A 26,643-nucleotide genomic window follows, 5' to 3' on the forward strand; every position below is an offset into this window, starting at 1 on the left:
CGACTCCTCTAGCACCGCTCTCGCGCTGGGAACCCACCATGCAGGTCGAACCCAGAGGGCAGCGCTTCGCCGCCACCGCGGTCGCGCTCTCCGCCGCATTCCTCAACGCCGCCTTCGGCTTCCGCCCGGGCTGCGAGACCTACCCCGCCCTCCGCCGTCCGGCCCTCTCGGGCCGAGCGGCGCAGCGCGGGATCCGCGGACAACACACATCGCACGGCAAACGAATCAAGGAGGTTCCCCATGAGCCGCTCCGACGTCCTTGTGGACGCCGACTGGGTGGAGGCTCACCTGGATGACGCCAACGTCGTTCTGGTCGAGGTCGACGAGGACACCTCGGCCTACGACAAGGGCCACATCCGCAACGCCATCAAGGTCGACTGGAAGCAGGACCTCCAGGACCCCGTCCGCCGTGACTTCGTCGACAGGGCCGGCTTCGAGAAGCTGCTCTCCGAGCGCGGCATCGGCAACGACGACACCGTCGTGCTCTACGGCGGCAACAACAACTGGTTCGCGGCCTACGCCTACTGGTACTTCAAGCTCTACGGCCACCAGAACGTCCGCCTGCTCGACGGCGGCCGCAAGAAGTGGGAGCTCGACTCCCGCGAGCTGGTCGAGGAGGTGCCCGAGCGCCGGAAGACCGACTACACCGCGCAGGAGCAGGACGCCTCGATCCGCGCGTTCCGCGAAGAGGTCGTCGACGCGATCGGGACGAAGGACCTCGTGGACGTGCGCTCGCCCGACGAGTTCGTCGGCAAGCTGCTCGCCCCGGCGCACCTGCCCCAGGAGACCGCGCAGCGGCCGGGCCACATCCCGACCGCCCGCAACATCCCGTGGTCCAAGACCGCCAACGACGACGGCACGTTCAAGAACGACGAGGAGCTTCGGGAGCTCTACACCGAGGCCGGCGTCGACCTGAACAAGGACATCATCGCCTACTGCCGGATCGGCGAGCGCTCGTCGCACACGTGGTTCGCGCTGCACGAGCTGCTCGGCCTGCAGAACGTGAAGAACTACGACGGTTCCTGGACCGAGTACGGCTCGCTGGTCGGCGTGCCGGTCGAGCTCGGGGAGGCCAAGTGAGCAACGACGGTTGCGGCGCGCCCGTGGGCGGCGTCGCCCTCGCGGACGTGGACGCCGGTGACCAGGCGGTCATCCAGGGCGTGGTGACCCGCGACGGACAGCCGCTGAGCGGGGCCTACGCGCGGCTGCTGAACGCCGCCGACGACTTCGTCGGCGAGGTCGCCACGGGCGAGGAGGGCACGTTTCGCTTTTTCGCCGCCGACGGCGACTGGAAGGTGCGCGTCCTGGCGTCCAAGGGCTTCACCGGCGAGTTCGCGGTGAAGGCCGAGACCGGGAAGGTCGTCGACCTCCAGGTGCGGGCGTAACGGCGGACAGGGCCGTATACGGCGGTTGAGCGCCGGTGACGACGGGGTGCGGTCCCCGTCACCACCGGCGTTTTCGCGTCGGGACGGCGGGGACCTCAGCGGGAACGCCCTTCCACCCCGCCTGGGGCCTGAAAACGTCGCAATGACCCCCATAAGGCCAAGATCGGCGGGGCGGGGATCCACCGGTGCGCGATCGGGCTCCCCTTTCGTGGCTGGTTCGTGACACTATGTCTCCACCTCGATGACATGCGTACGTATCAGGAGAGAGCTGCCCCGGTCCGTCCCCGCGACCGGGCGGGAGGTGCTACGCGGTGGCCGACGCGCGAGCGAGCGCCCGCAAGCGTTCTGAAACGACCCACCTCGGCTGGCGGCACGAGGTCCTCGTGCCCGACCCCGGCCCGCCCCCGCGCCGACCGGCGCCCTCGGAGCGCGAACGGGTCAGCCCGGAGTGGATCGCGGCCCAACGGCGCTCCGAGGCCGACCTGAACCGGCCGCTCGTCATCGTGCTGGTCGCCCTCGCCGCGATCGCGGTGCTGTTCGTGCTGCTGTGGCCGGCGCGCATCCTGCCCGGACTGTTCTCCCTGGTGGGCTGCTTGGCGTGCCTGCTCGTGGCGGTGCCGGTGCTGTTCGCCCTGATGCAGGGCAGGCAGGCCGTCGGCGAGCGCCTGGAGCGGGAGGAGCGCCGCCTCGAAGAGGCGAGGGCCGAGCAGGAGCGACTGCTGCGCGAACGGCAGGAGGAGCACGCCCGGCGGCACACCGAGTGGCAGGCGCGCAAGCGCGCCCATGAGGCGCAGCCCCGCTGGTACGGGGTGACCGTGCCGCCCGGCATCGCGACGGTGGCGGTCGCCGGCGGCACCGACGCGGGCTGGTCGGCGGTCCTCACCACGATCGGCGCGGCCCGGCTGCGCGACGGCGGCGACCTCACCATCGTGGACCTGTCCGGCCGGGCCGTCGCAGGGGACCTCGTCTCCCTCGCCCAGCGCTGCGGCGTCGCGCCGCGGGTGTGGGTGCTGCCGGCGGACCTGCCCCGGATGAACCTCGGCCTCAACCTGGACGGCAGCGACCGGGCCACGATCCTGGCCTCCACGGTCCTGGCGACCGACCCTCGGGCCGACATCGACGGCGACCACGCGTTCCTGGAGAAGGTGTTCGGGATCGTGGGCGCCGACGCGACCGTCGCCCTGCTCACCGCGGCCCTGCGCGCCCTCGGGCTGCCCGAGGGGTCCGACACCGGGGAGGACGACCCCGGGCTCGCGCCGCTGACCCCCCGGCAGCACAAGGAGCTGCGCGAGGCGTTCGAACCCGACCGGGCGCTCATGGAGCGCGCCTGGGAACTGGAACGCGCGCTGATCCCGTTCGAAGGCCTGGGCACCCGGGCGGCCGACGAGCCCTACGCGCAGGTCAAGATCATCGCCACCGACCGCACGTCGGGGGAGTTCGCCGGGCGCGCCTACGGCACCTACACCCTCGACGCGCTGAGCGAGCTGCTGGACCTGCGCGCCCGGCGCGGGAACGGGAACGGGGGCGGGGCGCGGCCGTGGGCGCACACGATCGTGGTCTGCGGGGCCGGCGCCCTCCCCGACTGGGAGGTGGACCGGCTGGTGAGCGCCGCCGACGGCGCCGGGGCCGGCATCGTGCTGATGTACCGGGAGACCACCGAGCACGCCGCGGCCGTGATGGGCGGCGAACGCTGCCTGCCGGTGGTGATGCGCCAGCCCGACGCCGGATCCGCGGAGCGGGCGGCCGGGCTGCTGGACGGTGCGCACGAGTTCGCGCTGCAGCGGCTCACCGAGGTCATCGGCGAGGCCCTGAGCGACACGATCGCCGACAGCTACGTCACCGACCCGGCCACGAGCGTGACCGTCGGGATGCCGACCCGCTACGTGAGCAGGTCCGTCGCCCCGCTCGACCTCGTCCGCAACATGCGCGCCGCCACCGCGTGGGGCCGCACGACGGCCCAGGCGGCGGAGATCGACGGCACCGAGGAGCCCGGCGGCCGGGACCGCCCTCTCCGGGGCGACGCCTACGGCCTGTGCACGCTGCCGCCCACGGCGATGATCGTCGCGGGCGACGCGCCGATCCTGGCCGACGCCAACCCCGGCATCCTCACCCTGCCCACGGCCACCCTGTCCACGGTGGACGACGCCCACCCGACGCGGCCGCCCGAGTCAGAGGGCGACGAGCCGCCGCCCAACATCGGCCCCCCGCCCGAACGCCTGGACTGGCGGCGGACGGCCGGGAGGTGAGCGTCACGAGCCCGCACTGAGCCCGATGAAGGTTGCGATCACCGGAAGCGCCAGCGCGGCGCCGACGGCGATCCACCTGGCCTCGCGGCGGCGCGGGAACCAGCTCGCCACGGCGGCGAAGAGGGAGCCGAGCCCGCACAGCCCCACGACCACCGCCGCGGCGTTCAGGGCGGACGTGCACCCCTCGTCGCCGCCGCCGTCCGGCGCCACGCAGCCGGCGGTGGCCATCAGCAGGCCGAACACCAGGACACCGCACCAGAGCAGGAGCGGGATCGCCAGCAGGCTCACGACGGTCGGCGCCACCCACCACCAACGGGGACGGGGCGCGCGCTGCGGTGCGGACGGGAAGGGGGGCCGGGGCTGTTGCGACGTCATCCAATACATTGTTCCGGTTCGCCGCGGTGGAAGGGAACGGCCGCCGACGCACGTCACCGGTCTCCCGCGCGGGCCCGGGGCAATAGGCTTAGGGGGCATCGCCTCTCCACCAAGGCATCCCGTACTTCCGGTTTCCGAGTGAATTGCGGAGAACATGAGCGAACTTCCCTTGCGGGCCCAGTTTGCCGCGGCACTGGGTAAGGGCGCGGCCACTCTGTCCCGGGCCACCGGGCGCGGCGACGGCTCGGTCATCGGCGGTCGCGTCGCGCTCAAGGTCGAGCCGGACCTGCTCGCCAAGCTGGCGCGCGGCCGACGCCTGTCGCTGGTCAGCGCGACCAACGGCAAGACCACCACGACCCGGCTGATCGCCTCCGCCCTGCGCGAGCTCGGTGACATCGCCACCAACGAGCACGGCGCGAACATGCCGACCGGCCACATCACGGCACTCGCCAACAGCCCCGACGCCCGCAACGGCGTCCTGGAGGTCGACGAGAAGTACCTGCCCCAGGTGCTGCGCGAGACCAACCCCGCCGTCGTGGTGCTGATGAACCTCAGCCGCGACCAGATGGACCGCGCCTCCGAGATCAACCTCCTGGCCAAGAAGTGGCGCGACGCCCTCGCCAAGAGCGAGGCGCACGTCATCGCCAACGCCGACGACCCGCTGGTCGCCTGGGCCGGACTCGGCGCGCGCCACGCCACCTGGGTGTCGGCGGGCCAGCGCTGGAAGGAGGACTCCTGGTGCTGCCCCGAGTGCGGCGGTCACCTCAAACGCGAGCCCGATCCCCACTGGGAGTGCCCGGAGTGCGGCCTGCGCCGTCCCGACGCGGTCTGGTCGGTGGACAACACCGGTGACAGCGTCGTCGACCCCGACGGTCGGCGGCTGCCGCTCAGGCTCAACCTGCCCGGTGACGCCAACCGCGCCAACGCCGCGATCGCGCTCGCCACGGCCGCGGCCTACGGCATCCACCCCGAGCAGTCGCTGCCGCGCCTGCGCGAGATCCACTCCGTGGCCGGCCGCTACACCTCGGTCGTCACCAACGGCGTCGAGGTCCGGTTGCTCCTCGCCAAGAACCCGGCGGGCTGGCTGGAGTCCTTCGCCGTGCTCGACCCGCCGCGGGTGCCGGTGATCCTCTCCGTCAACGCCCAGATCCCCGACGGCAAGGACACCTCCTGGCTGTGGGACGTCGACTACACCGTGCTGCGCGGCCGCAGGGTGTTCGTCATGGGCGAGCGCCGCACCGACCTGGCGTTGCGGCTGGAGACCGATGAGGTCCCCTTCGAGGTCGCCGACCGGGTCGACGAGGTCATCGCCAGGTGCCGGGCCGACCAGCCCGACATCACCAAGATCGACGTCATCGCCAACTACACCGCCTTCCAGCAGATCCGTACGGCCTACGGCCGCGTCCAGTAGCGGGAGGGACCCCCATGAGCGACACCAGCAGCAGGCTGCGGATCGTCTGGATCTACCCCGACCTGCTCAGCACCTACGGCGACCAGGGCAACGTGCTGATCCTGCGCCGCCGCGCCGAGCTGCGCGGAATCCCGACCGAGACCGTGCACGTGCACTCCAGCGACGCGATCCCGGCCGACGGCGACATCTACCTGCTCGGCGGCGGCGAGGACCGGCCGCAGATCCTCGCCGCCGAGCGGCTGCGCGCCGACGGCGGCCTGAAGCGGGCGGCCGAGCGCGGCGCGGCGGTCTTCGCGGTCTGCGCCGGCTACCAGATCGTCGGCGAGACCTACGGCGATGACGACGACAATCCGCTCCCCGGCGTCGGCATCATCGACATCCGCAGCGGTCGCGGCGAGACCCGCGCCGTGGGCGAGATCGTGGCCGACGTCGACCCGTCGCTGGGCGTCGGCCGGATCACCGGCTTCGAGAACCACCAGGGCCGCACCGCGATCGGCCCGGCGGCCACGCCGCTGTCGCGCGTGGTCAAGGGCATCGGCAACGACGACGCCACCGAGGGCGCCTACCAGGGTCAGGTCCTCGGCACCTACCTGCACGGCCCGGCGCTGCCGCGCAACCCCGAGCTGGCCGACCTGCTGCTGCGCTGGCGTGTCGGCCAGCTCCCGCCGCTGCCCCCGTCGTGGGGCGAGCGACTGCACGAGGAGCGGCTGGCCGCGGTCCTGTAGTCGGCCACGGCCCTGACGACGGCGATGGCGCGGCCCCCTCGGGTGCCGCGCCATCGCCGTCTCGGACCGGGACGGGTCAGAAGAAGAGGCCGTAGACCAGGATCCCCATCGCAGCCACCGCCAGCGCCAGGGCGCCGCCGAAGCAGATGCGCTGGAACAGCCAGTCGTTCTTGAGCAGCGCCTCCTCGGACCGCGTCGACAGCACGAAGGGCCGGTCGTCGGGCCGGGACATGACGAGCTCCGAGCCGTGGGGGCGCACCTGGCCGAGCGCGAAGAGCCGCTGCTCGGGGCGGAGAATCCACTCCCGGTAGGTGTAGCCCTTGGTCCCGCTGCCGTCGCCCAGCCACCGGACCGCCTGCTCGGCGACCTGGGCGATGCCCCCGGACCCGCCCTGCGCCGCCTGGGCGGTGGCGCGGCGCTGGGAGCCGCGTTCGTAGCGCTGGTGGCTTTTGGCCGGGGAGTCGACGTCGGCGCCCGCGGGGTCGAAGGCGACCCGGCCGGTCGTGTCCCGGATCTGGAACGGCTGGTGGGAGGCGTTCTTCTCGACGGTCTCGCGGCGGTTCTGGGTGCGGTGGTTCCCCTTGCCGTCCCTGACCCGCTTGCGGTAGTGCCGGACCACCTCGGTCCGGTACCAGACGCAGGGGCTCCCGGAGAACGGCGCGGTCAGCGGGCCCGCCGGACCGGGTTCGGCCTGCCCGACCACCTCGGAGACGACCGCGCGGGCGCCCGCCGTCGCCTCGGCCAGCTGCGCGCAGGTCATCGTCGGCGTGTCCAGCAGGGCGAGCCTGCGGCGCCGCGCGCGCCAGCCGAGAAAGAAGCCGACGGCGGCGATGCCGCCCAGGATCAGCGCCCAGACCTCCGTGTTCTCCATGGCTTCCTTCCACTGCTCGACCGACCTGACACGGATCGGATGCGTGGGGACGCCACCAGGTTCCCACGGAAACCACCCGCGGAGCAGCGCCGATGCTGTCCCGATCGGGCCATCGGGGCCGATGCCCGCACGCGTCGCGAGGCACTCGGCGCGGTCTTCAGCGGAGCTCTGGCCCAATGCCGTGAGTTGAGAAGTGGGCGGGGTTGTCGAGGGCGTTGCGGGTTCATCGCTCCCTCGGCCGGAGTCCGCGGGGGCCGCGCTGACCGCAGCCTTGGCAGCCTTACTTGAGTACAGGGAGACCTGTGGGGCACCGGTCGGCATCGGCTCGGCGCACCTCGGCCTCACGGCACTGGCTCTAGACCCGCCACTCCCGGGCGGTGGCCACCAGGTCGGCCGAGAGGGCGCGCAGGGCCGGGTGGCGGCCGGTGCCGGGGCGGGCGGCCAGCGAGATCACCCGGGTCACGGGGTCGCCCTCCAGCGGGCGCACGACGATGTCGCTGTCGCCGGGCTCCAGGGCCAGGCGGGGGACGAGGGCGACGCCGAGGCCCGCGCGGACCAGCGCGATGATGACCGTGTAGTCGTTGCTGGCGTAGTCGACGCGCGGGGTGAACCCGGCCTGGGCGCACGCGCGGTCCAGCGCGGCCCGCCCCGCTGTGTCGCCGTAGGCGCTGATCCAGGTCTCGTCGGCCAGCGAGTCCAGCGCCAGCGCGCCCTCGGGCGGGTCGCGGTCGGGCGGGAGCAGCACCACGAACGCCTCGGTCAGCAGCCGGGTCAGCGCGATGCCCCTGGTGTCGTGCGGCGGCAGCAGCTCGTAGGCGTACACCAGCGCCAGGTCGGTGTCGTGGCCGCGCAGGGCCGCCAGGCTCTCGGGGGCCTCCCGCTCGTCCAGGACGATCCGCAGCCGGGGGTGCGCGCGCCTGCAGCGGGCCACGGCGTCGGGCACCAGGGCGCGCGCCACCGTGGGGAACGCCGAGAGCCGCACCGGGCCGGTGACGGAGCCGGCCAGCTCCGCGAGTTCGGAGTGCGCCTCCTCCAGTCCGGTGAGCAGCCGCTCGGTGTGCCGCACCAGCAGCCATCCGGCGTCGGTGATCCGCAGCAGCCGGCCCTCGCGCACGTAGAGGGCGACGCCGGCCTCCCGCTGCAACTGGGCGAGCTGCTGCGACACCGCCGAGGGCGTCATCGCGGCCGCGTCGGCCACCGCCGTGACGGTGCCCCGCTGCGCCAGTTCGAGCAGCAGCCGGAGTCTGCGCGTCTCGAACATGCAGCTCAGCTTAACGGCTTTGGAAAAATTTATCGATGGACTGTATCCGGCCTCGGACCCCACCATGTGGGCATGACGGCGATCGCGGACCCCTTCCTCCCGCTGCCGATCCGGCAGAGCGACCCCGAACTGACCAGGCGCACCGACGCCGCGCGCGCCGAGATGGCGCGCCGCGACCTCGCCGCCCTGCTGCTGGTCTCGCCCGAGAACATCTACTACCTGCTCGGCCTGGACCACCAGGGCTACTTCGCCTTCTCCCTGCTGCTGGTCCCCCGCGACGGCGCGCCGGAGCTCATCGCCCGCGCGATGGAGGGACCGACCGTGGCGGCCCGCGCGCCCGGTTGCGTGCACCGGCCCTTCCACGACGGCGAGGACCCCGTCGCGGTCGTCACGGCGGCGCTGCGCGCACACGTCGCGCCCGGCAGCGCGGTGGGCGTCGAGGACTCCGCGATGTTCTTCCCACCGGCGATCCGGACCCGGATCTGCCGCGAGACGCAGGAGCTCACCTGGGTCGACGCCAGCGACGTCGGGCAGCGGCTGCGCGAGGTGAAGTCGGACGGCGAGATCGCCGCCGTGCGCCGTGCGGCCGCGCTCTCGGACTCCGCCATGGCGGCCGGCATCGCGGCCGTCGCCGAAGGCGTGCGCGAAACCCGGGTCGCCGCGGCGGTCTACCAGGCGATGATCTCCGGCGGCAGCCAGAACCCCGGGTTCGCCCCGCTGATCCGCTCCACGGCGATCCTGCAGCAGGAGCATGTGAGCTGGGACGAGCGCGCCATCGCGGCCGGCGACGGCGTCTTCCTGGAGCTGTCGGCGTGCGTGCGCCGCTACCACGCCCCGCTCAGCCGCACGATCTACGTCGGCGCCGCGCCGCCGCAGGCCGCCACCGCGCACGCCGCGGCGCTCGCCGGTCTGGCCGCGATCCGCGACGCGCTGCGCCCCGGAGCCGTGGCCGGCGACGTCTACGCGGCCTGGCGCGCCGCCGTCGAGCGGGTCCACCCCCAGGGCGGCGTGCCCCGGCACCACTGCGGCTACCTGGTCGGCATCGGTTTCCCGCCGAGCTGGGTGGGCGGCGGAGAGGTGCCGGGCATCCGCCCCGGCTCCACCCGCGCCATACGTGCCGGCATGACGTTCCACGCCATGTCGTGGGTGCAGGAGCCCATCGGCTACGTCGTCTCCGACACCGCCCTGGTCACCGGGGAGGGCTGCGAACTCCTCACCGGCGTGTCCAGGGAGCTCACCGTCGTCCCCTGACCCCATCGCCGCACCGACAACGGGAAAGGACCACATGAGGATCACCGCCATCGAGGCGACGCCCGTCGCCGTGCCCTTCCGCGCCGACGAGGTGTGGGCGTTCGGCCGCCGGCGCGGCCTGGTCTGCGTGCTCGTGGAGGTGCGCACCGACGAGGGCGTCACCGGCATCGGGGAGGCCGCGGCCTACCCTTCGGCCGATGTCGTGCTCGCCGCGCTGCGCGCCCTGGAGCCCCTGGTCGTCGGCGAGGACCCGACCGGCATCGAGCGCATCACCAAGCGCGTGGAGGTGGTGGGGACCTGGCACCACATGAGGAACACCAGCCCCGCGCTGGCGGCCGTCGACATGGCCTGCTGGGACATCGTGGCCAAGATCTGCGGGCAGCCCCTGGTCACGCTGTTCGGCGGGCGCTTCCGCGACACCGTCGACTTCTTCCACTACGTCTCCGGGGCCGGCCCCGCCGAGGCCGCGGAGCAGGCCCGCGAGGGCGCCGAGCGGGGGTTCGGCACGTTCTACCTGAAGGTGGGCTCGCCCCGGATCGCCGACGACGTCGAGCGCGTCGCCGCGGTGCGCTCGGGGGCCGGCCCGGACGCGCGCATCCGGGTCGACGCCAACGAGGCGTGGTCGCCGGCCGCGGCGATCCGGGCCATCCGGGCGATGCAGCCCCACGGGCTGGAGCTGGCCGAGCAGCCGGTCTCCGGCCGCAACCTCGCCGAGATGGCCTACGTGCGCGGCCGCGTGGACACCCCGCTGCTGGCCAACGAGGCCTCCTGGACCCGGTTCGACCAACTGGAGGTGGTCCGGCACGGCGCGGCCGACGCCGTCTCCGTGGACAACCAGATGGACGGCGGGCTGCTCAACCTCAAGCGTTCGGCCGGGATCTGCGAGGCCGCCGGACTGCCTGTGGTCAAGCACAGCCTCGGCGAGCTGGGCGTGGCGATGGCCGCGGCCCTGCACGTCATGGCGGCCACGCCGAACTTCATCCACGCCAACCAGTGCTACGCCTCGCTCCTGGCCGACGACGTGATCACCGAACCGCACGTCTACGACCGCGGCCGGCTGCCGGTCCCCGACGGCCCCGGCCTGGGCGTCACCCTCGACCGCGACAAGGTGGCCCGCTACGCCGAGGCCTACGCGAAAGACCCGGACGCCCACGCCTTCCACGACGAGGACGCCCTGACCGCCCCGCCGTCCCTGCCGCGGCTGTAGAGCGGGCCGTCGACCACGCCCCGCGCGGGTGCGGCGGGGACCGGGGTCAGGCCGGGCGGCGGCGGAGGTCGATCTGGGCGTTGGCTCCGGTGTCGGGGCTGACGACGACCTCCTGTGCGGCGGCGATCCCGTCGACGAGGAAGTCGGCCTCGACCGGGACGTTGCGCTTCACCAGGCCCAGCGCGATCGGGCCGAGTTCGTGGTGGCGGGCCGAGGAGCCGACGAAGCCGACGGCGCGGCCGTCCAGCTCGATGGCGGTTCCCTGCTCGGGCAGGCGCTCGGCGGTGCCGTCGAGGTGCAGCATGACCAGGCGGCGCGGCGGGCGGCCCAGGTTGTGCACGCGGGCGACGGTCTCCTGACCGGGGTAGCAGCCCTTCTCCAGGTGGACGGCCGAGCCGATCCAGCCCATCTCGTGCGGGATCGCGCGGTGGTCGGTGTCGACGCCGAGCCGGGGCCGGTGCGCGGCGATGCGGCGCGCCTCGTAGGCCCACAGGCCGACGGGGCGGGCCCCCGCACCGGTCAGCTCGTCGGCGACCCGCACCAGCTCTTCGGCGGGCAGGAACAGGTCGGTCTCGTCCTCGGTGCGGCGCGCGGGCGTGTCGGCGGGCAGGGCGATCCCGGCGAGCCGGGCCTCGCGCTCGGGACCGGCCAGGGTGAGCACGGCGCGGCTCTCGCTGAGGTCCTCGACCTCGACGCGCAGCATGAAGCGCATGGAGTCGAGGAAGGCGGCGAGGTCGGCGCCGCCGCCCGGCTCGGTGTGCGCCCACACGGCCGTGCCGTCGTCGACGAGCGACATGTGGTGCTTGATGTGGCCCTTGGTGTCCATCACCAGGGACTCCGTGGCGGTTCCCGGCGCGATTGCGTCCAGGAACTGGCTGGTGAGGCTGTGCAGCCAGCTCAGCCGGTCGGGTCCGGAGACGCGGACGACGCCGCGGTCGCTCCGGTCGACCCACCCCGCGTCGCGCTCCAGCGCTCGCTGCTCCTGTGCGGGCTCACCGTAGTGAGCGGCGATGTCGGTGTCCGGCGGCTCGGCGGCCACGGCGCCGGGACGCGTCAGCAACGGCGAAGTCATGTCTTCGAGACTATGCGGATCCGCCGGGCGATGCGATCGCCCCGGAGCCGCCGCGGCAGCGCTCGCACCGGCCGAACACCGTCAGGTGCTGGACGTCGGCCTCGAAGCCCATGTCGCGGCGGAGCGCCTCGACCAGTCCGCCGGCGACGTCGAGCGTGGTGTCGGAGACCTCGCCGCAGCTGCGGCAGACCACGTGCAGGTGGTTGGCCTCCTCGGCGAGGTGGTAGGCGGGCGCGCCCTGGCCGAGGTGGGTGTGGGTGACCAGGCCGACCTTTTCCAGCACGTCGAGCGTGCGGTAGACGGTGGAGAGGTTGACCCCCGAGGCGGTCCGCTGCACCCGGCCGCAGATGGCGTCGGGCGTGGCGTGCTCCAGTTCCCGGACCGCCTCCAGCACGAGCTGCCGCTGGGGCGTGACGCGGTATCCGCGGGACCGCAGCTCTTCACGCCAGGTGTGCGCCATGCCGTCGAGTCTACGGTCGACGGCGGGACGGGCCGACGCGCCCTCGCCGTTCCTCCCGGACCGCCGACGGTCGCGCGCTGCGGCGGCGCAGGAGCGCGCTTCCGGAGGCGAACCCCCAGGTCAGGCAGTGTTTTTTGGGTCACAGGACCGGACCGTAAAAAACATTTGCCCCATGCTCCCCGTCGGACGTAACGTCGGAGTCACGCAAGAAAGGAGGTGGTCCAGAAGTGCATTCTTTTAGGACTCGCGAGGTGTTCGCCCGCTAGGGCGACCCGTACTCGGATCGCCCCTGGCGAATCCACGGTGGACACCCAGACCCCCGGGTGGCCGGCCTTGTCCAGCCGGCCCCGTCGTACGACGGAAGTCACGCCCGGGGGTCCGTCCTGCCCGGCCCCCCGGCCGCTCCGCTAACCGACCCTCTTGAGCTGGGCCGACATGTAGGACTGGAGTTCGTGCCCGTCGGCGGCCAGGTCCCAGGCGTAGCCCAGCGTCTCCCGGTTCTCGCCGAACAGCCCGTACAGCCGGTGGCCCGCGGTGGCCCGCATGCCGGTCTCGGTGCGCAGCACCACGTCGGTGTAGAGCTCGACGCGGTTGGCGAAGATCGTGCCGAGGTAGACCTCGTTGAAGCCCTCAGGGTGCGACAGCAGCACCTCGACGTGCATGCTCGGGGTGTCGGCGTCGCGCTCGCGCTCCTCGGGCTCGGGCTGCCGGACCCGCCAGTAGCCGGACTCGGCGGTCACGAACGCCCCGACCGAGCCGTCCTCACGCATCCGCCACACGCGGCTGCTGTAGCTCAGGTAGGGCCCGCCATTGTGTGTGAACTCCACCTCCTGGCCGAACTGGAACTCCTCCGTGTTCGGGTAGCCGCTGACACCGACCCCCTCCCACCGGCCGAGCAGGAACGACAGTTTCTCCAGATCCGGGTGCACCTCAGGCTGCATAGTGTCCGAGACTAGTGCCGCGGACCCACTGAGCAGTACCGATCCGCCCCCCGGCCGGTCCCGTTCGGACCCCGCCCGACCTCCGCCGCATCGGGCCGCACCGCGTCCTCGGCGGCTCGGCGACCGTCCACCCGCCGTTCGCGAAGTGGTCTCCCGCGTCGGGTATTACTGTGCGCAACCGTCTTTTCGACCGCGCGGGCCGACCGGTGCCGCCCGACCCGATGAGGGCCGGGCCATGACCGATATCACGGTGGAACCTGGTAAAGAAGATCCCAACGCCGCGGCGACGAACGATCATGGGTAGCCGACGGTGACCGACGAGTGAGAAGAGGCGGCCTGCAATGCTGGTGATCGGGATAGCCCTCCTCATCGGCGCGGCGATCCTGGCACCACTGGCCTTCCTCGCACTGCGCCGGTGGCTCGCCCAGCGCGCCGTCGCCGAGGTCCGGCCGAACGCGCTGGCCGCGTGGGCCGGCCGCCCGGTCAGCCTGTCCGGTCTCGCCGCGCCGGGGCCCGAAGGCGGCATCGAGTCGCGGCTGGCCGGGACCGACTGCGTCTGGCACGGCCACGAGGTGCTCCGGCACTACTGGCTCTGGCGGACGCGGGAGGACGGCGGGGAGCGCGAGCGCGTCCGCAACTGCGACTCCATCGCCGACCACGGGTCGGCCGACCTCTTCGGCATCGTCGGCGCCGCGGGGGCCGAGCGGCGGCGCGGCGGCGCGGTGCTCGTCGACCCGGACGACGCCGAGGTCGACGGCGTGCACATGTGCCTGCAGCGGGTGGTCGGCCGCCCGCAGCGGGGCGTGCCCGCGCCTGCCGACGACCTGCTCAACCGGGTCAAGGGCCGCATCTCCGGGATCTTCCGCGGCGAGACCATCGAGTTCGAGTACCGGGAGTGGGTCCTGCGCCCCGGCGACCCCATCGTCGTGCACGGCCGCATGGAACTGCGCGACGGCCGTCCGGTGGTCACCGCGCCGCCCGACGGGCGGTTGCGCATCGAATGCGGCGCCCCGCCCGAGTCGCAGCCGCAGAACCAGCGCGCCAACGCCCTGCTGCTCAGCGGCGGCACCCTGGCATCGGCCTGCGTGGGGCTGCTGCTGACGCTCTCCGGGGTCTGACACCGCCCGGATTCACCGGAGGGGCCGCGTGCGGGCTACCCTGGCCGCATGAATCGCGCGTTGGTGATCAAGGCCACGTCAGGTGAGGACGCCCCGGAACGCTGCAACCAGGCGTTTACGGTCGCGGCGGCGGCGGCGGCGAGCGGGGTCGAGGTCTCCCTCTGGCTCACGGGTGAAGCCAGTTGGCTCGCGGTCCCCGGCCGCGCCGATCGGTTCTCCCTCCCGCACGCCGCACCGCTGAACGACCTGCTGAGCGGAGTCCTGTCCGGCGGCAGGGTCACCGTCTGCACCCAGTGCGCGGCCCGCCGCGAGCTGACGGAGGCCGACCTGCTGGAGGGCGTGCGCATCGCCGGGGCCCCCACCTTCGTCGAAGAGGCCACCCGTGAAGGCGCCCAGGCCCTGGTGTACTGACCCGCCGAAGGGTTCTCAGACCTCGACGATCACCGTGAAGGGGCCCTCGTTGGTCAGCGCGACCGACATCTGGGCGCCGAACACGCCGGTCTCGACGTGCGCGCCCAGGTCGCGGAGCTCCGCCACCACCGCGTCGACCAGCGGCTCGGCGACCGGGCCCGGGGCCGCGGCCTGCCAGGTGGGGCGGCGGCCCTTGCGGGCGTCGCCGTAGAGCGTGAACTGGCTGACGACCAGCAGCGGCGCCGCGACGTCGGAGCAGGACCGCTCCTCGTCGAGCAGGCGCAGCGTCCACAGCTTGTTCGCCATGCGCCTGGCCTCGGCCGCGCCGTCGGTGTGGGTGACCCCGACGAGCGCCATCAGGCCGGGCTCGGTGATCGCGCCGACGACCTCGCCGCCGACCGTCACCGAGGCGTGGCCCACCCGTTGCACGACCGCTCGCATTGCCGCCTCTCGCCGCCTCTGACTCGGTTAACTCAGCGTCCGGAACTGCCGGGTGTTGGAGATGACACCCGACAGCGTCAGCGTGAAGGTCTTGATGGAGTCGGCGAAGTCGTTGAGCCGCCACTCCTCGGGACCGTGGTACCAGGGCAGCCCGCCGCCGTCCAACTCGGCCGACCCGGCGGTGGCCAGGATCTGCGCCCAGCGCTCCACGTTGTCGAAGATGATCGCGTAGGGCAGGTAGCGGGAGAACAGCGGGACCCTGCGGTCGCTGGGGACGTCGTCGGCGTCGGCGCGCAGCAGGTAGGCCCGGAAGCCCAGGGTGTGCGCGAACACCGCGCTGCCCAGCTTGGTCTTGGCCGGCATGTACTGGGCGCCGACGGTCACGGCGGCGCCGGCGATGACCACAGCGAGCCCGGTGAACGCCGCGTGCGTGAAGGCGGCCAGCACCACGGTCAGCAGCACGCCGAGGACGGTCAGCGCGATGCCCAGGGTCGTCCACCGGTTGCGCTCCAGGTTGGGCCTCCGGGCGAACCACTTCAGCCGCACCATGTCGCTGTACAGCTCGTCGCGCACGCCGGCCAGCCGGCTCGCGAAGTTGTCGCCCAGCTCCGAGAGCTTCACCTCGTCGCGGTTGTGGAACAGCGCGTCGAGCAGCAGCCGCTCGTAGTGCAGCAGCTCGTCGTCCTCGGGGGAGGGCCGCTTGACCAGTTGCCAGTCGACCGAGGTGAAGTGCTCGTGCGGCAGCTCCTCGATCGTCAGGTGACCGCGCACGGCGAGGTCGACGACCGTGGCGGTGATGTCGACGACGTCGGCCTGCTCGTCGATGAGGGTGCCGATCTGGCCGGGATGGACGTTGTCGGGCGGACGGAACCGGATCGCCCCCTCGCCGCCCGACAGCAGCGGTGCGCTGTCGCCCGCGGCCGCCTCGGTGCGCAGCGCCCGCTCGTCGCGCGCCCGGAGCCGGATCAGCGCGACCAGCCCGCCCACCAGCACTGCCAGCAGCAGCCCGAAGACGCTCGCCGTGCCGGGCGTGATGGCGAACGCGGAGGTCAGCGACCAGGTGTGCGCCAGGATGATCGTGTTCGGCGCGGTGTCCGGCGGATAGCCGACGACGATGTTGAGCGTCTGGCCCGCTTCGAGGTCGGCCTGCAGGAACCGCGCGATGAGCGCCTGGTGGCCGCCCATGTCGGAGGAGGTGCAGTAGATCGAGCTGCGCGGGTCGCCGGCCGCGCAGGACAGCGCCAGCGGCGGTTGGCCGGCGTCGACCGTCACCGTCGTCTCGGCCACCGGGGCGCTGTAGCCGCCGACGGCCGCCCACTCCATCTCCAGCCGCTCGCCGATGTCGCTGGTGGTGCCGCGGACGTCGTACCGGAGCACGGCGGTCTCGACGCCCGCGGTGGCGATGTCGACCGCCATCGTGGTGTCGGTCTCGGAGGTCCGCACCTCGATCGGTTCGCCTTCGGGGGTCTCAGCGGAGACGCCGGTGATCTCGTACACCCGGTCGTGGTCGGTGTCGTAGGGCTCGCGCACGATGAACGTGCGGGTGAACTCCTCCGGTACCGCACCGCCGAACGAGATCCTCTCCTCGGCGCGCAGCACGCCGTTGCCGTCGAGGATCAGGGAGATCTCGTTGGTGCTGCGCCCCTCGGCGGCCGAGCTCGGCAGGCCCGCGTGGGTCTGCGGCGCGGAGGTCGCGCCCCCGGCGCTGATCGCCGGACCACCGGCCGGCTGGGCCGAGGCCGCGGTGGGCGCCACTGCGAGCATCGCGAGAGCGGCCGCCACCGGGGCGGCCGAGCGCGCGATCGTCCGCAGGGCCGTCCCCCCGCAGGCAATTCGAACCCACCACATGGCGAGAGAGCCTATCCGTTCGACGTCGGCGGCCGGTTCAACGAGGGCGGACGAGGACGGACACCGAAGCGGACGGGCTCCGTCATAAACGGCATAATCGAGAAGTTGGTCCGATGGAGGCCAATCGAAAAGTCGGTCTGATAAAGGTCACATGGGAAGCGACGCGGCAGGGAGGTGAGGCATCCCGATGACGGAACGGGGTGGCGGCGGCATGGGAACGACCGGACGCGGCGAGTACCGACTGCCGTCCTACGCCCGCAGGCCACGCCAGCGGCTCGGCATGGGGATCATCGCCGTGCTCATCACCGGGCTGGGGGCCGTCGGACTCGCCGGATTCGTGACCTTCGCCTCCGCCTTCGACGACACCGGTCGGCACCCGGTGGGGCAGCCGGTGAGCGATCCGCCGGGCGCGGGGGAGCCGCAGAGCGGCGGGAGGCAGGGGCGGACCGCCCCCGACAGCGGAGAGGACGTCCTGGGCGGCAACCCGCTGTACCGCAGCGGTGAGATGGCGGAGGCCACCTGCGAGGCGCCGAGGCTCGACGCCGGCGACGCCGAGTCCATGGAGGTGTTCCTGCACACCGTGACCGACTGCCTCGACGAGGCGTGGACCGATCAGTTCGGCGACTCCGAGCTGCCGTTCGAACCCCCGAACAGGATCTACTGGTACGCCTCCGGCCAGAGCCCGTGCGGCAACTACCCCGCCCAGGGCTCCGCGGCGTTCTACTGCCAGGCCAACAAGGGGCTCTACCTCGGTGTCGAGGACATCGTGCACAACTCCGGGCGCACCGGTGAGTCCGAGGCCTACACCTTCCTGCTCAGCCACGAGTACGGCCACCACGTGCAGGGGGAGGCGGGGATCCTGGACCGCTACCACGCCGAACGCGGTGACGAGCGCAGCGCCGAGGAGCGCGACGCCTGGACCCGCAAGAGCGAGCTCCAGGCCAATTGCCTGGGCGGCACGTTCCTCGGTGCGGCGGCCGAGAGCCTGCCGGTCGGGGAGGAGGAGCGTGCCAACATCCTCAAGGACGCCCGGCTCCGGAGTGACCACAGCGGCGACCACACGCACGGCTCCCCCGACAACGGCCAGATGTGGACCGACCACGGGATGGACCGCATGGACCCGGCGGCCTGCAACACATGGGAAGCCGGAAAGGGCCTGGTCGAGTGACATAGGGTCGGCGCGACGGCAGCCGGCGAGGAGATCGCGGGGGATTCGTGGAGCGGAGACTCAGAGGCCGCGCCGCCCTCTGGGCGGCCATCGCCGCGGCCGTGCTCGCCCTGGCCCTGCTCGTGTGGAACGTGGTGGCCGCGGGGGGCGGGGAGCAGGGGATCTTCGGCGTCGCGTCCCGCTCCTCGGCCACCCCCGATCCCGACCGGGCCGGCGGCATCGAGCGGTTCGTGCCGGGGGAGGGCCACCGCGGGCTCCCGGGGGACGCCCCCGAGGCCACCGGCGGCACCGGCGGCGAGACCGATCCGGACCGCCCCAGCGGCCGGACCGCGCTGCTGGACAACCCGCTGTACGACACCGGACGCCTGGCCCCGCTGCCCTGCCCCGAACCCGGGCTCGACGTCGACGACCCCGAATCGGTCGAGGCCTTCCTCAACGCGCTCACCGACTGCCTGGACCACACGTGGCAGACCCAGTTCGACAAGGCCGGCATCCCGTTCCAGCCGCCGGAGCGGGTGTTCTGGGAGACGCCGGGCAGCAGCCCCTGCCGGGACTACCCGTCGACGGCCGGGGCCTTCTACTGCCGGGCCGGCAAGAGCGTCTACATCGGCACCGCCGACGTCGTCGAGAAGTGGAACGGCGCCGACAACGGCATCGTCTACGCCTCGCTGCTGGCCCACGAGTACGCCCACCACGTGCAGGGTGAGTCCGGGCTGCTGGACTACTACCACGAGCAGCGCCGCCTGGAGCCCGAGGTCGTCGACCAGAACGCCTGGACCCGCAAGAGCGAGCTCCAGGCCAACTGCCTGGCCGGCGCCTTCCTCGGTGCGGTGCGCGTCAGCTACCCGGTCTCGGCGACCGACCGCGACGCCGTCCTCGACGACGCCGCGGCGACCGCCGACCGCCCGGACAGCACCGACGAGGAGCGCACCCACGGCTCCGCGGCCAACAGCGTCCGGTGGATGGAGCACGGCATGGACGAGCAGTCCCCGGGCGCCTGCAACACCTGGGAGGCCGCCTCCGAGACCGTGCAGTGAGCGCCCCTTCCGCGTCGCCCTTGACCACCGTGCCCAGGTGCCCCGGCCACCGGGGGTCTTGTGGCCCCGGCCGAAGGAGGGATACGCGGTGACCGGGCGATCCTCTCGCGTGGCCGAAGGCCCCCACAGGGATCGCACCGGCGCCGCGCCACCCACGCCGCCACCTCGTGTGCCGGGACGCAACCGGGGTTTCGGCGCGCGCCCAAGGCGGCGGGCCGCCGTGCCCAGGTGCCCCGGCCACCGAGCGCGTGAGACACCGGCCACAGGGGGTTGAACCCCGGCCCGAGGACGCAAGCGCACACCGCCGCCGTGGGCGCCGGGCCGAAACCATGGTGTCGGTCCGCACCAGCGATGTCCCGTGCGCTTCGCGCGCGGGAGGGCGATTTTGCGTCCACGGGCCTTCGGCCACGCGAGAGCATCGCCCACCCGCACGCCGTCCCTCCTGGGGCGGGTCTTCACAACCCCCTGGGGTCGAGGTCTCTTCCACTTCTCTTGGGGCGGGTCTTCACAACCCCCTGGGGGCCGAGGTTGAGACTGAGGAGGATCACGGGAGTCCTCGTGCGGTCACTTATCCACACCTTTCGACCACCCGTGGTGTTTCCTCCGCGTGGCTGGAAGGATTCGGCTCATGCCGGATGAACGCGTTGTGGAACTTCGGATCCACGGGGTCAGCGGCGGCCAGGCCCCGGAGCTGCTGGAGGTCGGGCCGGCCACGCGGGTGGCGGGCGACGAGCTGGCCGGCTTCTTCCGGCGGACCACCGCGCGCGACGTCGAGAGCGCGCCCGGGGTGCCCCGCGAGGTCTTCGCCTGGGGAAACCTCACCTCCGGGCGCTCCTCCCGCGCGCTGTGGCTGCTTCTCCTGCCCTTCATGCTGGTCAACGTCGCCTACTGGATGCGGCCGCGGCGGCTGGGCGGGCGCCTCTCCCGCGTCCACAACGCGGCGAACCACGGCTACGACATGCTGGTCCGGCTGCTCGCGCTGAGCCTCACCGCGCTGCTCACCCTGGCCGCGGCCGGGATCGGCATGGACCTCGTCGGCTGGCAGTGCGCCGGGTACGGGTCCGGCTGCGCCGAGCTGCGTCCGTGGCTGGGCGTGCTGTCCGCGCCCGGCGCCCCGCTCGCCGAGCCCGGCCGGGCGCTCGCCGCCGGATCGGTGCTGCCCATGGCGGTCGTCGCCGTGCTGTGGCGGCTGTCGCGGCGCACCGGCGGCGAGTACGAGGTCACCTCCTCCGCCACCGCGGTCCACGGCTCCTCCGCCCCGCTCAGCTCCCCGCTGTTCTGGCGCAACGGCGAGGCCGTGGGCCGGCTCCGCTCCGCGCACGTCGCCGTCGCGGCGTCCGTGATCGCCGCCCTGCTGCTGGTGCCGACGCTGGCCCACGACCGCGGCGCGGGCACCCCCGTCGTCGGCGCGGTCCTCACCGGGCTGCTGACGCTCACCGCCACGCTCAGCGTGGCGGGCGCGCTCACCCCCGACACCGATCCCCGCTGGAACCGGTGGGCGACCGGGGTGTGCCGGGTGCTACGCGACGCCTCCCTCGCGCTGCTGGCCGCATCGCTGCTGCACACCGTCCGGCCGCGCCCGGACTGGGTCGCCGAGGGGGCCCTGCCCGGCTACGCCATCGGGCTCAACGGCCTCTTCGCCGCGCAGTGCGCCATCGCCCTCGCGCTGTTGGCGACCGCCGCGGTCCTGTACCGGGGCAGCGGCACCCACGCCGGCACCGCCATGGGCGGCATGGCGGGTCCGGCCGTCGCGGCGTTCGGGGTGCTGCTGGGCGGCGTGTTCTCCGCCGCGCTGGTCTACCAGGCGGCCGGATGGCTGGGCGGCTGCTACTACCCCGGCGCCGAGGAGACCGGCTGCCTCACGCTGAGCCCGCCCAGCGCCTACTCCTGGCTCCAGCTCGCCTTCACCCTGGAGGCGGGGATCGCGCTGCTCACGGCGGTCGCGCTGTGGCTGGTGGCGCGCAGGCGCACCCGCGTCCGGGTGGCCGAGGTGGCCGCCCAGTACGGGCGGGACGCCGATGCGCCGCGCACCCGCGAGATCGCGTGGACGCGGGCGCTGGGGTCCATGACCGAGTTCCTGCCGGCGTGCCTGTCGGCGCTGCTGCTGCCGGCCGTCGCCCTCGTGGCGCTGGTGCTGTACGCGGTGGCGACCGGGCGGCTCACCGCCGTCCCGGTCGACGGGGCCGGCGCCGAGCTCAGCCCCGCCGCGATGACGGCCGACACCACCGCGTGGGTGCAGGACGCCATCGACGCCATGGTGACGTTCGGCTCCTGGCTCGGCGGGCTGCTGCTCCTGGCGCTGGTGTGGCTGGGACGCAGCGCCTACCGCAGCCGGCCGACCCGGCAGGCGGTCGGCGTGCTGTGGGACGTCGGCACCTTCTGGCCGCGCGCCGCGCACCCCCTGGCGCCGCCCTGCTACGCCGAGCGCGCGGTGCCGCAACTGTCGGCCCGGGTCTCCGCGCTGGTCGAGCGCGGGACGGGCGTGGTGCTCTCCGGGCACTCGCAGGGCTCGGTGCTGGCGGCGGCGACCGTCTGGCAGCTTCCGGCCGGCTGCGGGGAGCGTCTCTGGCTGCTCACGCACGGGTCGCCGCTGTACCGCCTCTACGCGCGCTACTTCCCCGCCTACTTCGGCCCCCTCGCGCTGAGCGAGCTGCGCGGGCGGGTGTCGGGCTGGTGCAACCTGTGGCGCGAGACCGACGCCGTCGGGGGGCCCGTCCTGCTGGATGAGGGCGTCGTGGAACGGGCCGAACCACTGCCCGACCCCCGGCACTACGCCCACCGGGAGGGCGAGGCCGTCCGCCCGGAGATCCTCGGCCACTCCTGCTACACCGAGGACCCCGTCTACGGAACGGCGGTGGCGACCGCGGCCCGCGGGGTCACCGGCGCCGTCGACCGGGACGCACCCGAGATCCCCCGCCAGGCCAGGAGCGCCGAGGACGAGTCGCTGGAGGGGTAGCGGCGCCGGCCCCGCCGCTGCTCACCAGCGGCCGTAGGGGCCGTCGCCGGGACGGCCGATGCTGCGCACGGCCGGGCGCACGTCGAGCAGGTAGATCAACGCGGCCACCAGCGACAGGATGGTGAGGAACGCGCCGTAGCCGAACACGGCGCTGAGCGAGAGCAGCGCTCCGACGCCGAGTAGGCCGACCCACAGCCCCTTGGTCTGCTTGTCCATGGCGGGGAACGCCTGGGCCGGGGTCCGCGCGGCTTCGACCAGCGCGTAGAGGGTCGTCACGAAGATGGCGAGGTAGATGACCTTCCACAGCAGGGTGAAGAACGACATGGCGACCACGACAAGCACCGAACCTTTGCTAGAAGAGCGGGCGGTCTCTCCAGGTTAAACGCCCGGGTCCGGCAAATCGTGCCCGCGGTGGCGGCGGTCATCGGGTTCTGGCCGCTGCGTTCGCGGGACGAGGTGGGGGTTTCAGGACCCGGATCCGCTGTGCCGTCGGCGGCGTGCGCGCACTGCGGCAGCCGCCCCTGTGCGAACCCGATCGTCGAGCATCGGTCACATGGGCAGGTGCCAGAGGCTCAGCGTCGTGGACATCAGTGTGATCGCCGTGGTCAGCACGGCGGCGGTCTCCGGCCTGGAGAGCTGGGCGTGCGGATTGAGCAGGCGCGACACCCGGGTGACGACCTCGGGCTCCTCGGGGGCCGACGCGGTGGCGGCGAGCGCCCCCGCGGGCACCGGAGCGGTGCCGGCCGTGCCGAACCGCACCAGCGCCATGGCCAGCTCCTTGGGGGAGTGCTCCCGCCGGGCCTGGTCGTCGGCGCACATCTCGATGAGCAGCGCGACGGCGTTGTAGCAGGTCTCCATCATCCCGACGCGGGGGAAGGCGCGCTTCAGCGAGGAGAACGGCAGCAGCACCAGGTCGTGGCGCTGGCGCAGGTGGGCGTGCTCGTGGGCGAGCACGGCGGCGAGCTCGTGGCGGTCGAGCACCTCCAGGGCGCCGACGCTGATCACGATCTGGGAGTTCAGCACGCCGGGCAGGCAGTACGCGGCCGCGGCGGGGTGGTCCAGCACCCGCGCGCCCGGGACCTCCGGATCGTCGCGGGCGACCAGTCGCAGCAGGTGGCGGTGGCGCCTGCGGGTGCGCAGCACCTGGATGAACGAGGCCACCAGGCCCCAGAACAGCACCAGGGTGAGGCCGAACGCGGCGATGATGGCGGCGACCTGGGTCGCGGCGAAGGGGGTCTCGGCCAGTCCGGACAGGAAGAGCCCGTGCGTCAGCGCGTCGCGGGTGAGCGACTCCAGCCCTCCGGCGACGCCCCGGCCGTAGGGGGCCAGACCGAACGCGAGCAGCGCGCCGATCGTGGAGATGCCCCAGGTGAGGCCGAGCGCCTGCCACGCGACAACGGCGGCGTGCGGGCCCCGGGCGGGCCAGGAGGCCCGGCGGAGTCGTGCCGCCGCGAACAGGCAGCCGACCGCGATCGTGGCGAGCAGTGCGGCACTGACCATACGACTACGTCCTTGGCTGGTCGTCTTCCGCGAGGGCGCGGCGAAGCGCTTCGGCTTCCGTCCCGCTCATCGAGCGTACGAATGCGGCCAGTGCGGCGTCGCGGTCGCCGGTTTGGCCTAGAGCGTCGAACATGAGTTCCGATACGTAGCTCTCCCGGCTGGCTGCCGGGCGGTAACGCCATGCACGGCCCTCACGGGTGCGGTGAACGACGCCCTTCTTCGCTAGCCGATCGAGCACGGTCATAACAGTCGTGTGAGCGAGATCACGATCCGCCAGGGCGCGACCCACTTCGCGCACCGTCATTGGCTCGATTCGTTCCCACAGTACATCCATCACCGCGCGTTCAAGGTCACCGAGCCGATTCATGACCACCAGTCTACTTCGGGTAGTACTACGCACTGTCGCACCCCCCGGGTTGCACGGCTCTGACCACCGGAGACCTTGCGGCATCGGGGTTCTCAGCGCGGGGCGACGAGCAGCGGCTGGGAGACCTGGGCCAGCAGCCCCTTGGCGTCGGTGAGCTCGGCGTGCGCCAGGCCCGTGCCGTCGCCGCTGAGGTGGGTGCGGGCGGACATGTGCAGCCATTCGTCGGCGGGCTCGCGCAGCACCGTGACGCCGATCCCCGGCGGGATGGACAGCCAGGAGTCCAGCGGCAGCTCCAGGCTGATGCCGTTCGCCGAGTCGGCGACCACCAGCAGGCGCTCCAGCCCGGCGGTCGGGCGCCCCTCGACGAGGGGGACGAGCGGCCGGGTCCAGGCCGCGGAGGGCCCCTTCCCGAAGCCGGCCCCGGACGTGGGGCGCCATTCGGTCGCCCTGCCGTACCCGAATCCGCCCATCAGCCGGGTCAGGCCGCCGGTGTCGGCGGCTGCGGGCAGCGGGGGAGCGGTGACGGGCTCGGTGACCGGGCCGTCGGCGGGCCCGGCGGCCAACTGCCAGGCGCGCGCGCTCACGACGGTCTCGCCCTCGTGCACCAGGTCGGCCTCGACCAGCCGGATCCTGCGGCCCGGCCGCAGGGTCCGCACCCGGACGGCGACGTCGGCGAGCGGGATGGGGCTCAGGAAGTCCACCGTCAGCCGGCCGATGCGCAGTCCCGGCTGCGGGTCGTGCGCGGAGACGGCGGCGGCGAGCAGCGCGGTCGGCGGGCCGCCGTGCTGGCAGCGAGGATCCCAGGGACTCTGCGTGGCCAGGGTGGCGCGGTAGGCGCCGTCGCCGAGCGGCAGGTAGAAGGCCGGCGGCGGGTCCGTCGGGTCCTGCGCGGCCGGGGGCTGCGGGGCGTTCGTGCCGGAGCTCATGATCCTTGTCTACCGGACGGTAATTTCCAGCGGAAGGGGCGGGCCCGGCCCGGGAACGGGTAGACAGGCCGCCATGGACATCCGACTGGTGCGCGGCGACATCACCGAACAGCACGTCGACGCCGTGGTCAACGCGGCCAACTCCTCCCTGCTGGGCGGCGGCGGGGTGGACGGCGCCATCCACCGCAGGGGCGGTCCGGACATCCTCGCCGAATGCCGCGAGCTGCGCGCCTCGAAGTACGGCAGGGGCCTGCCGACCGGCCGGGCGGTCGCCACGACGGCCGGGAGGCTGCCCGCGAGGTGGGTGATCCACACGGTCGGCCCGGTGCACAGCGCGACCGAGGACCGGACCGAACTGCTGGCCTCCTGCTACCGGGAGTCCCTTCGGGTCGCCGACGAACTCGGCGCGCGCAGCGTGGCCTTCCCCGCGGTCTCGGCCGGTGTCTACGGCTGGCCGATGGACGACGCCGCGCGTGTCGCGGTGCGGACCGTTCAGGAAACGTCGACTACAGTGAGTGAAATTCGGTTTGTCCTCTTTGGGGATGAGGCCTACGCCGCGTTCGATCGGGCGGTGCGGGGACCCGACCCCAAGCATGCCCCCTGACCTTTAGGATCTTGGTGTGTTCGCGACCTTCTCCCGCAGAACCACGGCGCTCGTGGCCTCTTCACTCATCGTAGCCACGGCGGGGATGGTCGCGGTCGACGACGAGAAGGGCGTCGGCGCGGCCGTGCAGGCGCAGACGCGGTCGCAGGGGCCCGAACCGCACGACGAGGCCGACGGCGCGGCCCGGCGGGCGGGAGCACCGGCCGTGCTCCCGCGCCCCGGCGAGGTGCCGGTGTGCGACGAGCCGGGCGAGGACGAGATCATCACGGTCCCCGACACGGGCGCTCCCGACGGCGGGCGGCCGATCTGGATCCGCCGCCCGCCCGGTGCGGACGGCGCCGACGTCCCGGTGCTGTACCTGCTGCACGGCTCGACGAGTACGCACCGGACCATCAGGGACGCCGACATCGGGCCGCTGCTGGACGAGCAGATGTGCCGCACCGGCGTGCAGTTCGTGATCGCGGCGCCGTTCGGCCAGGAGGTCGGCGGCAGCGACACCGAGTGGGGCGACGCCGTCGACGGCGACTTCCAGATCGAGACGTTCGTGACCGAGAAGGCGATCGACGCCGTCGAGGGCGACCACGGGCGCCCCCGCTACCTGCGCGCGATCGGCGGGTTCTCGATGGGCGGCTACGGCGCCGCCGCCCTGTCGCTGCGCCACCCCGACACCTACGCCCAGGCCGTCAGTTGGGCCGGCTACTTCAAGGTCGACGACCCCTCGGGCACCTTCGGCGACGACCCCGGCCCGCACGCCCCCGACCGGCTGCTCGACGAATCCGGGGTCCGCGACATCCGGTTCTTCCTGGTGGAGGGGAAGCAGGACCACACCCCGCTGCAGGAGGGCAGCATCCACGGGGAGGCCGAGAGGTTCGCCGCGCTGCTCGACGAGCGGGGCATGACGGTCGAGACCGCCTTCCCCGAGGGCGACCACGACTTCGAGGCGTGGGAGCCGACCTACGGCCGGGCCGTCGACTTCCTCGTCGACGGCTGGTCCGCGCCCCTCGCCGCACAGGCGGGCTGACCCGCCGCGGACGGGAGGAGCGCCCCGCGGACGGGCCCCCG

The 26,643-nt window shown here is 73.1% G+C and carries 26 protein-coding genes; 14 read left to right on the plus strand and 12 right to left on the minus strand.

The annotated features are described in order from the left end of the window. Positions 1-240 precede the first annotated feature (240 nt). From HDA32_RS01080 to HDA32_RS01090, 3 genes are all read left to right on the plus strand, one after another. On the plus strand, positions 241-1,080 hold the full coding sequence (locus HDA32_RS01080) for a sulfurtransferase (RefSeq protein WP_179641388.1): 840 nt from the start codon (positions 241-243) through the stop codon (positions 1,078-1,080). Further along, positions 1,077-1,385, plus strand: a complete 309-nt coding sequence (locus HDA32_RS01085) for a DUF1416 domain-containing protein (RefSeq protein ID WP_179641389.1) — start codon at positions 1,077-1,079, stop codon at positions 1,383-1,385. The genes HDA32_RS01080 and HDA32_RS01085 overlap by 4 nt, the downstream gene beginning before the upstream one ends. Positions 1,386-1,696: 311 nt before the next feature. Next, complete coding sequence (locus tag HDA32_RS01090) at positions 1,697-3,631, plus strand: hypothetical protein (protein WP_179641390.1); 1,935 nt, start codon at positions 1,697-1,699, stop codon at positions 3,629-3,631. A 3-nt stretch (positions 3,632-3,634) separates the two neighbouring features. On the opposite strand, the gene HDA32_RS01095 is transcribed toward HDA32_RS01090, so the two are convergent. Next, on the minus strand, positions 3,635-4,006 hold the full coding sequence (locus tag HDA32_RS01095; protein WP_179641391.1) for a hypothetical protein: 372 nt from the start codon (positions 4,004-4,006) through the stop codon (positions 3,635-3,637). Between the two features lie 154 nt (positions 4,007-4,160). Between HDA32_RS01095 and HDA32_RS01100 the strand changes: the two genes are divergently transcribed. Then, the gene (locus tag HDA32_RS01100; RefSeq protein WP_179641392.1) at positions 4,161-5,417 is read left to right on the plus strand and encodes a Mur ligase family protein; all 1,257 of its coding nucleotides are present in this window, start codon (positions 4,161-4,163) and stop codon (positions 5,415-5,417) included. Between the two features lie 14 nt (positions 5,418-5,431). Next, positions 5,432-6,142, plus strand: a complete 711-nt coding sequence (locus HDA32_RS01105) for a type 1 glutamine amidotransferase (RefSeq protein ID WP_179641393.1) — start codon at positions 5,432-5,434, stop codon at positions 6,140-6,142. 76 nt (positions 6,143-6,218) lie between these two features. Here HDA32_RS01105 and HDA32_RS01110 read toward each other — a convergent pair whose 3' ends face one another. Together HDA32_RS01110 and HDA32_RS01115 are read right to left on the minus strand one after the other, a co-directional pair. Continuing rightward, complete coding sequence (locus tag HDA32_RS01110; protein ID WP_179641394.1) at positions 6,219-7,013, minus strand: GIDE domain-containing protein; 795 nt, start codon at positions 7,011-7,013, stop codon at positions 6,219-6,221. A gap of 355 nt (positions 7,014-7,368) precedes the next feature. Beyond that, entirely contained in the window at positions 7,369-8,274 is a 906-nt protein-coding gene (locus tag HDA32_RS01115) for a LysR family transcriptional regulator (RefSeq protein WP_179641395.1), read from the minus strand. 72 nt (positions 8,275-8,346) lie between these two features. Between HDA32_RS01115 and HDA32_RS01120 the strand changes: the two genes are divergently transcribed. Together HDA32_RS01120 and HDA32_RS01125 are read left to right on the plus strand one after the other, a co-directional pair. Then, entirely contained in the window at positions 8,347-9,525 is a 1,179-nt protein-coding gene (locus HDA32_RS01120) for a M24 family metallopeptidase (RefSeq protein WP_179641396.1), read from the plus strand. A 34-nt stretch (positions 9,526-9,559) separates the two neighbouring features. Beyond that, a complete protein-coding gene (locus HDA32_RS01125) occupies positions 9,560-10,732 on the plus strand; it encodes a mandelate racemase/muconate lactonizing enzyme family protein (protein WP_179641397.1) in 1,173 nt (390 codons plus the stop codon). Positions 10,733-10,778: 46 nt separating this feature from the next. Here the strand turns inward: HDA32_RS01125 and ygfZ are convergent, their stop codons facing one another. The 3 genes from ygfZ to HDA32_RS01140 form a co-directional block, all read right to left on the minus strand. Continuing rightward, entirely contained in the window at positions 10,779-11,804 is a 1,026-nt protein-coding gene (gene ygfZ, locus HDA32_RS01130; protein WP_179641398.1) for a CAF17-like 4Fe-4S cluster assembly/insertion protein YgfZ, read from the minus strand. Between the two features lie 10 nt (positions 11,805-11,814). After that, a complete protein-coding gene (locus HDA32_RS01135; RefSeq protein WP_179641399.1) occupies positions 11,815-12,264 on the minus strand; it encodes a Fur family transcriptional regulator in 450 nt (149 codons plus the stop codon). A gap of 407 nt (positions 12,265-12,671) precedes the next feature. Then, on the minus strand, positions 12,672-13,205 hold the full coding sequence (locus HDA32_RS01140) for a heme-binding beta-barrel domain-containing protein (RefSeq protein ID WP_179641400.1): 534 nt from the start codon (positions 13,203-13,205) through the stop codon (positions 12,672-12,674). Between the two features lie 341 nt (positions 13,206-13,546). Here HDA32_RS01140 and HDA32_RS01145 point away from each other — a divergent pair, with 341 nt between their 5' ends. Both HDA32_RS01145 and HDA32_RS01150 read left to right on the plus strand, forming a co-directional pair. After that, on the plus strand, positions 13,547-14,323 hold the full coding sequence (locus tag HDA32_RS01145; protein WP_179641401.1) for a GIDE domain-containing protein: 777 nt from the start codon (positions 13,547-13,549) through the stop codon (positions 14,321-14,323). A gap of 48 nt (positions 14,324-14,371) precedes the next feature. Further along, entirely contained in the window at positions 14,372-14,734 is a 363-nt protein-coding gene (locus tag HDA32_RS01150) for a DsrE family protein (RefSeq protein ID WP_179641402.1), read from the plus strand. Between the two features lie 15 nt (positions 14,735-14,749). Here the strand turns inward: HDA32_RS01150 and dtd are convergent, their stop codons facing one another. Both dtd and HDA32_RS01160 read right to left on the minus strand, forming a co-directional pair. Continuing rightward, entirely contained in the window at positions 14,750-15,175 is a 426-nt protein-coding gene (dtd, locus tag HDA32_RS01155) for a D-aminoacyl-tRNA deacylase (protein WP_179641403.1), read from the minus strand. A gap of 27 nt (positions 15,176-15,202) precedes the next feature. Further along, the gene (locus tag HDA32_RS01160; protein WP_179641404.1) at positions 15,203-17,023 is read right to left on the minus strand and encodes a DUF2207 domain-containing protein; all 1,821 of its coding nucleotides are present in this window, start codon (positions 17,021-17,023) and stop codon (positions 15,203-15,205) included. Positions 17,024-17,210: 187 nt separating this feature from the next. On the opposite strand from HDA32_RS01160, the gene HDA32_RS01165 reads away from it, so the two are divergent. From HDA32_RS01165 to HDA32_RS01175, 3 genes are all read left to right on the plus strand, one after another. Further along, positions 17,211-18,191, plus strand: coding sequence for a neutral zinc metallopeptidase (locus HDA32_RS01165; protein ID WP_246334179.1), 981 nt, complete (start codon positions 17,211-17,213; stop codon positions 18,189-18,191). A 47-nt stretch (positions 18,192-18,238) separates the two neighbouring features. After that, positions 18,239-19,228, plus strand: a complete 990-nt coding sequence (locus tag HDA32_RS01170; protein WP_179641405.1) for a neutral zinc metallopeptidase — start codon at positions 18,239-18,241, stop codon at positions 19,226-19,228. A gap of 628 nt (positions 19,229-19,856) precedes the next feature. Next, on the plus strand, positions 19,857-22,184 hold the full coding sequence (locus HDA32_RS01175; protein ID WP_179641406.1) for a hypothetical protein: 2,328 nt from the start codon (positions 19,857-19,859) through the stop codon (positions 22,182-22,184). Between the two features lie 21 nt (positions 22,185-22,205). On the opposite strand, the gene HDA32_RS01180 is transcribed toward HDA32_RS01175, so the two are convergent. From HDA32_RS01180 to HDA32_RS01195, 4 genes are all read right to left on the minus strand, one after another. Next, on the minus strand, positions 22,206-22,508 hold the full coding sequence (locus tag HDA32_RS01180) for a DUF2516 family protein (RefSeq protein WP_179646383.1): 303 nt from the start codon (positions 22,506-22,508) through the stop codon (positions 22,206-22,208). Between the two features lie 225 nt (positions 22,509-22,733). After that, positions 22,734-23,684, minus strand: coding sequence for a M56 family metallopeptidase (locus HDA32_RS01185; RefSeq protein ID WP_179641407.1), 951 nt, complete (start codon positions 23,682-23,684; stop codon positions 22,734-22,736). Positions 23,685-23,688: 4 nt separating this feature from the next. Next, positions 23,689-24,051, minus strand: a complete 363-nt coding sequence (locus tag HDA32_RS01190) for a BlaI/MecI/CopY family transcriptional regulator (protein ID WP_281370355.1) — start codon at positions 24,049-24,051, stop codon at positions 23,689-23,691. A gap of 92 nt (positions 24,052-24,143) precedes the next feature. After that, the gene (locus HDA32_RS01195) at positions 24,144-24,977 is read right to left on the minus strand and encodes a thioesterase family protein (protein ID WP_179641408.1); all 834 of its coding nucleotides are present in this window, start codon (positions 24,975-24,977) and stop codon (positions 24,144-24,146) included. A 73-nt stretch (positions 24,978-25,050) separates the two neighbouring features. Between HDA32_RS01195 and HDA32_RS01200 the strand changes: the two genes are divergently transcribed. Together HDA32_RS01200 and HDA32_RS01205 are read left to right on the plus strand one after the other, a co-directional pair. Then, the gene (locus tag HDA32_RS01200) at positions 25,051-25,581 is read left to right on the plus strand and encodes an O-acetyl-ADP-ribose deacetylase (protein ID WP_179641409.1); all 531 of its coding nucleotides are present in this window, start codon (positions 25,051-25,053) and stop codon (positions 25,579-25,581) included. Positions 25,582-25,597: 16 nt separating this feature from the next. Beyond that, on the plus strand, positions 25,598-26,602 hold the full coding sequence (locus HDA32_RS01205) for an alpha/beta hydrolase (protein ID WP_179641410.1): 1,005 nt from the start codon (positions 25,598-25,600) through the stop codon (positions 26,600-26,602). The last annotated feature ends 41 nt before the right edge of the window (positions 26,603-26,643 follow it).

The organism is Spinactinospora alkalitolerans, assembly GCF_013408795.1.
In the GTDB taxonomy this organism is placed as follows: Bacteria; Actinomycetota; Actinomycetes; order Streptosporangiales; family Streptosporangiaceae; genus Spinactinospora; species Spinactinospora alkalitolerans.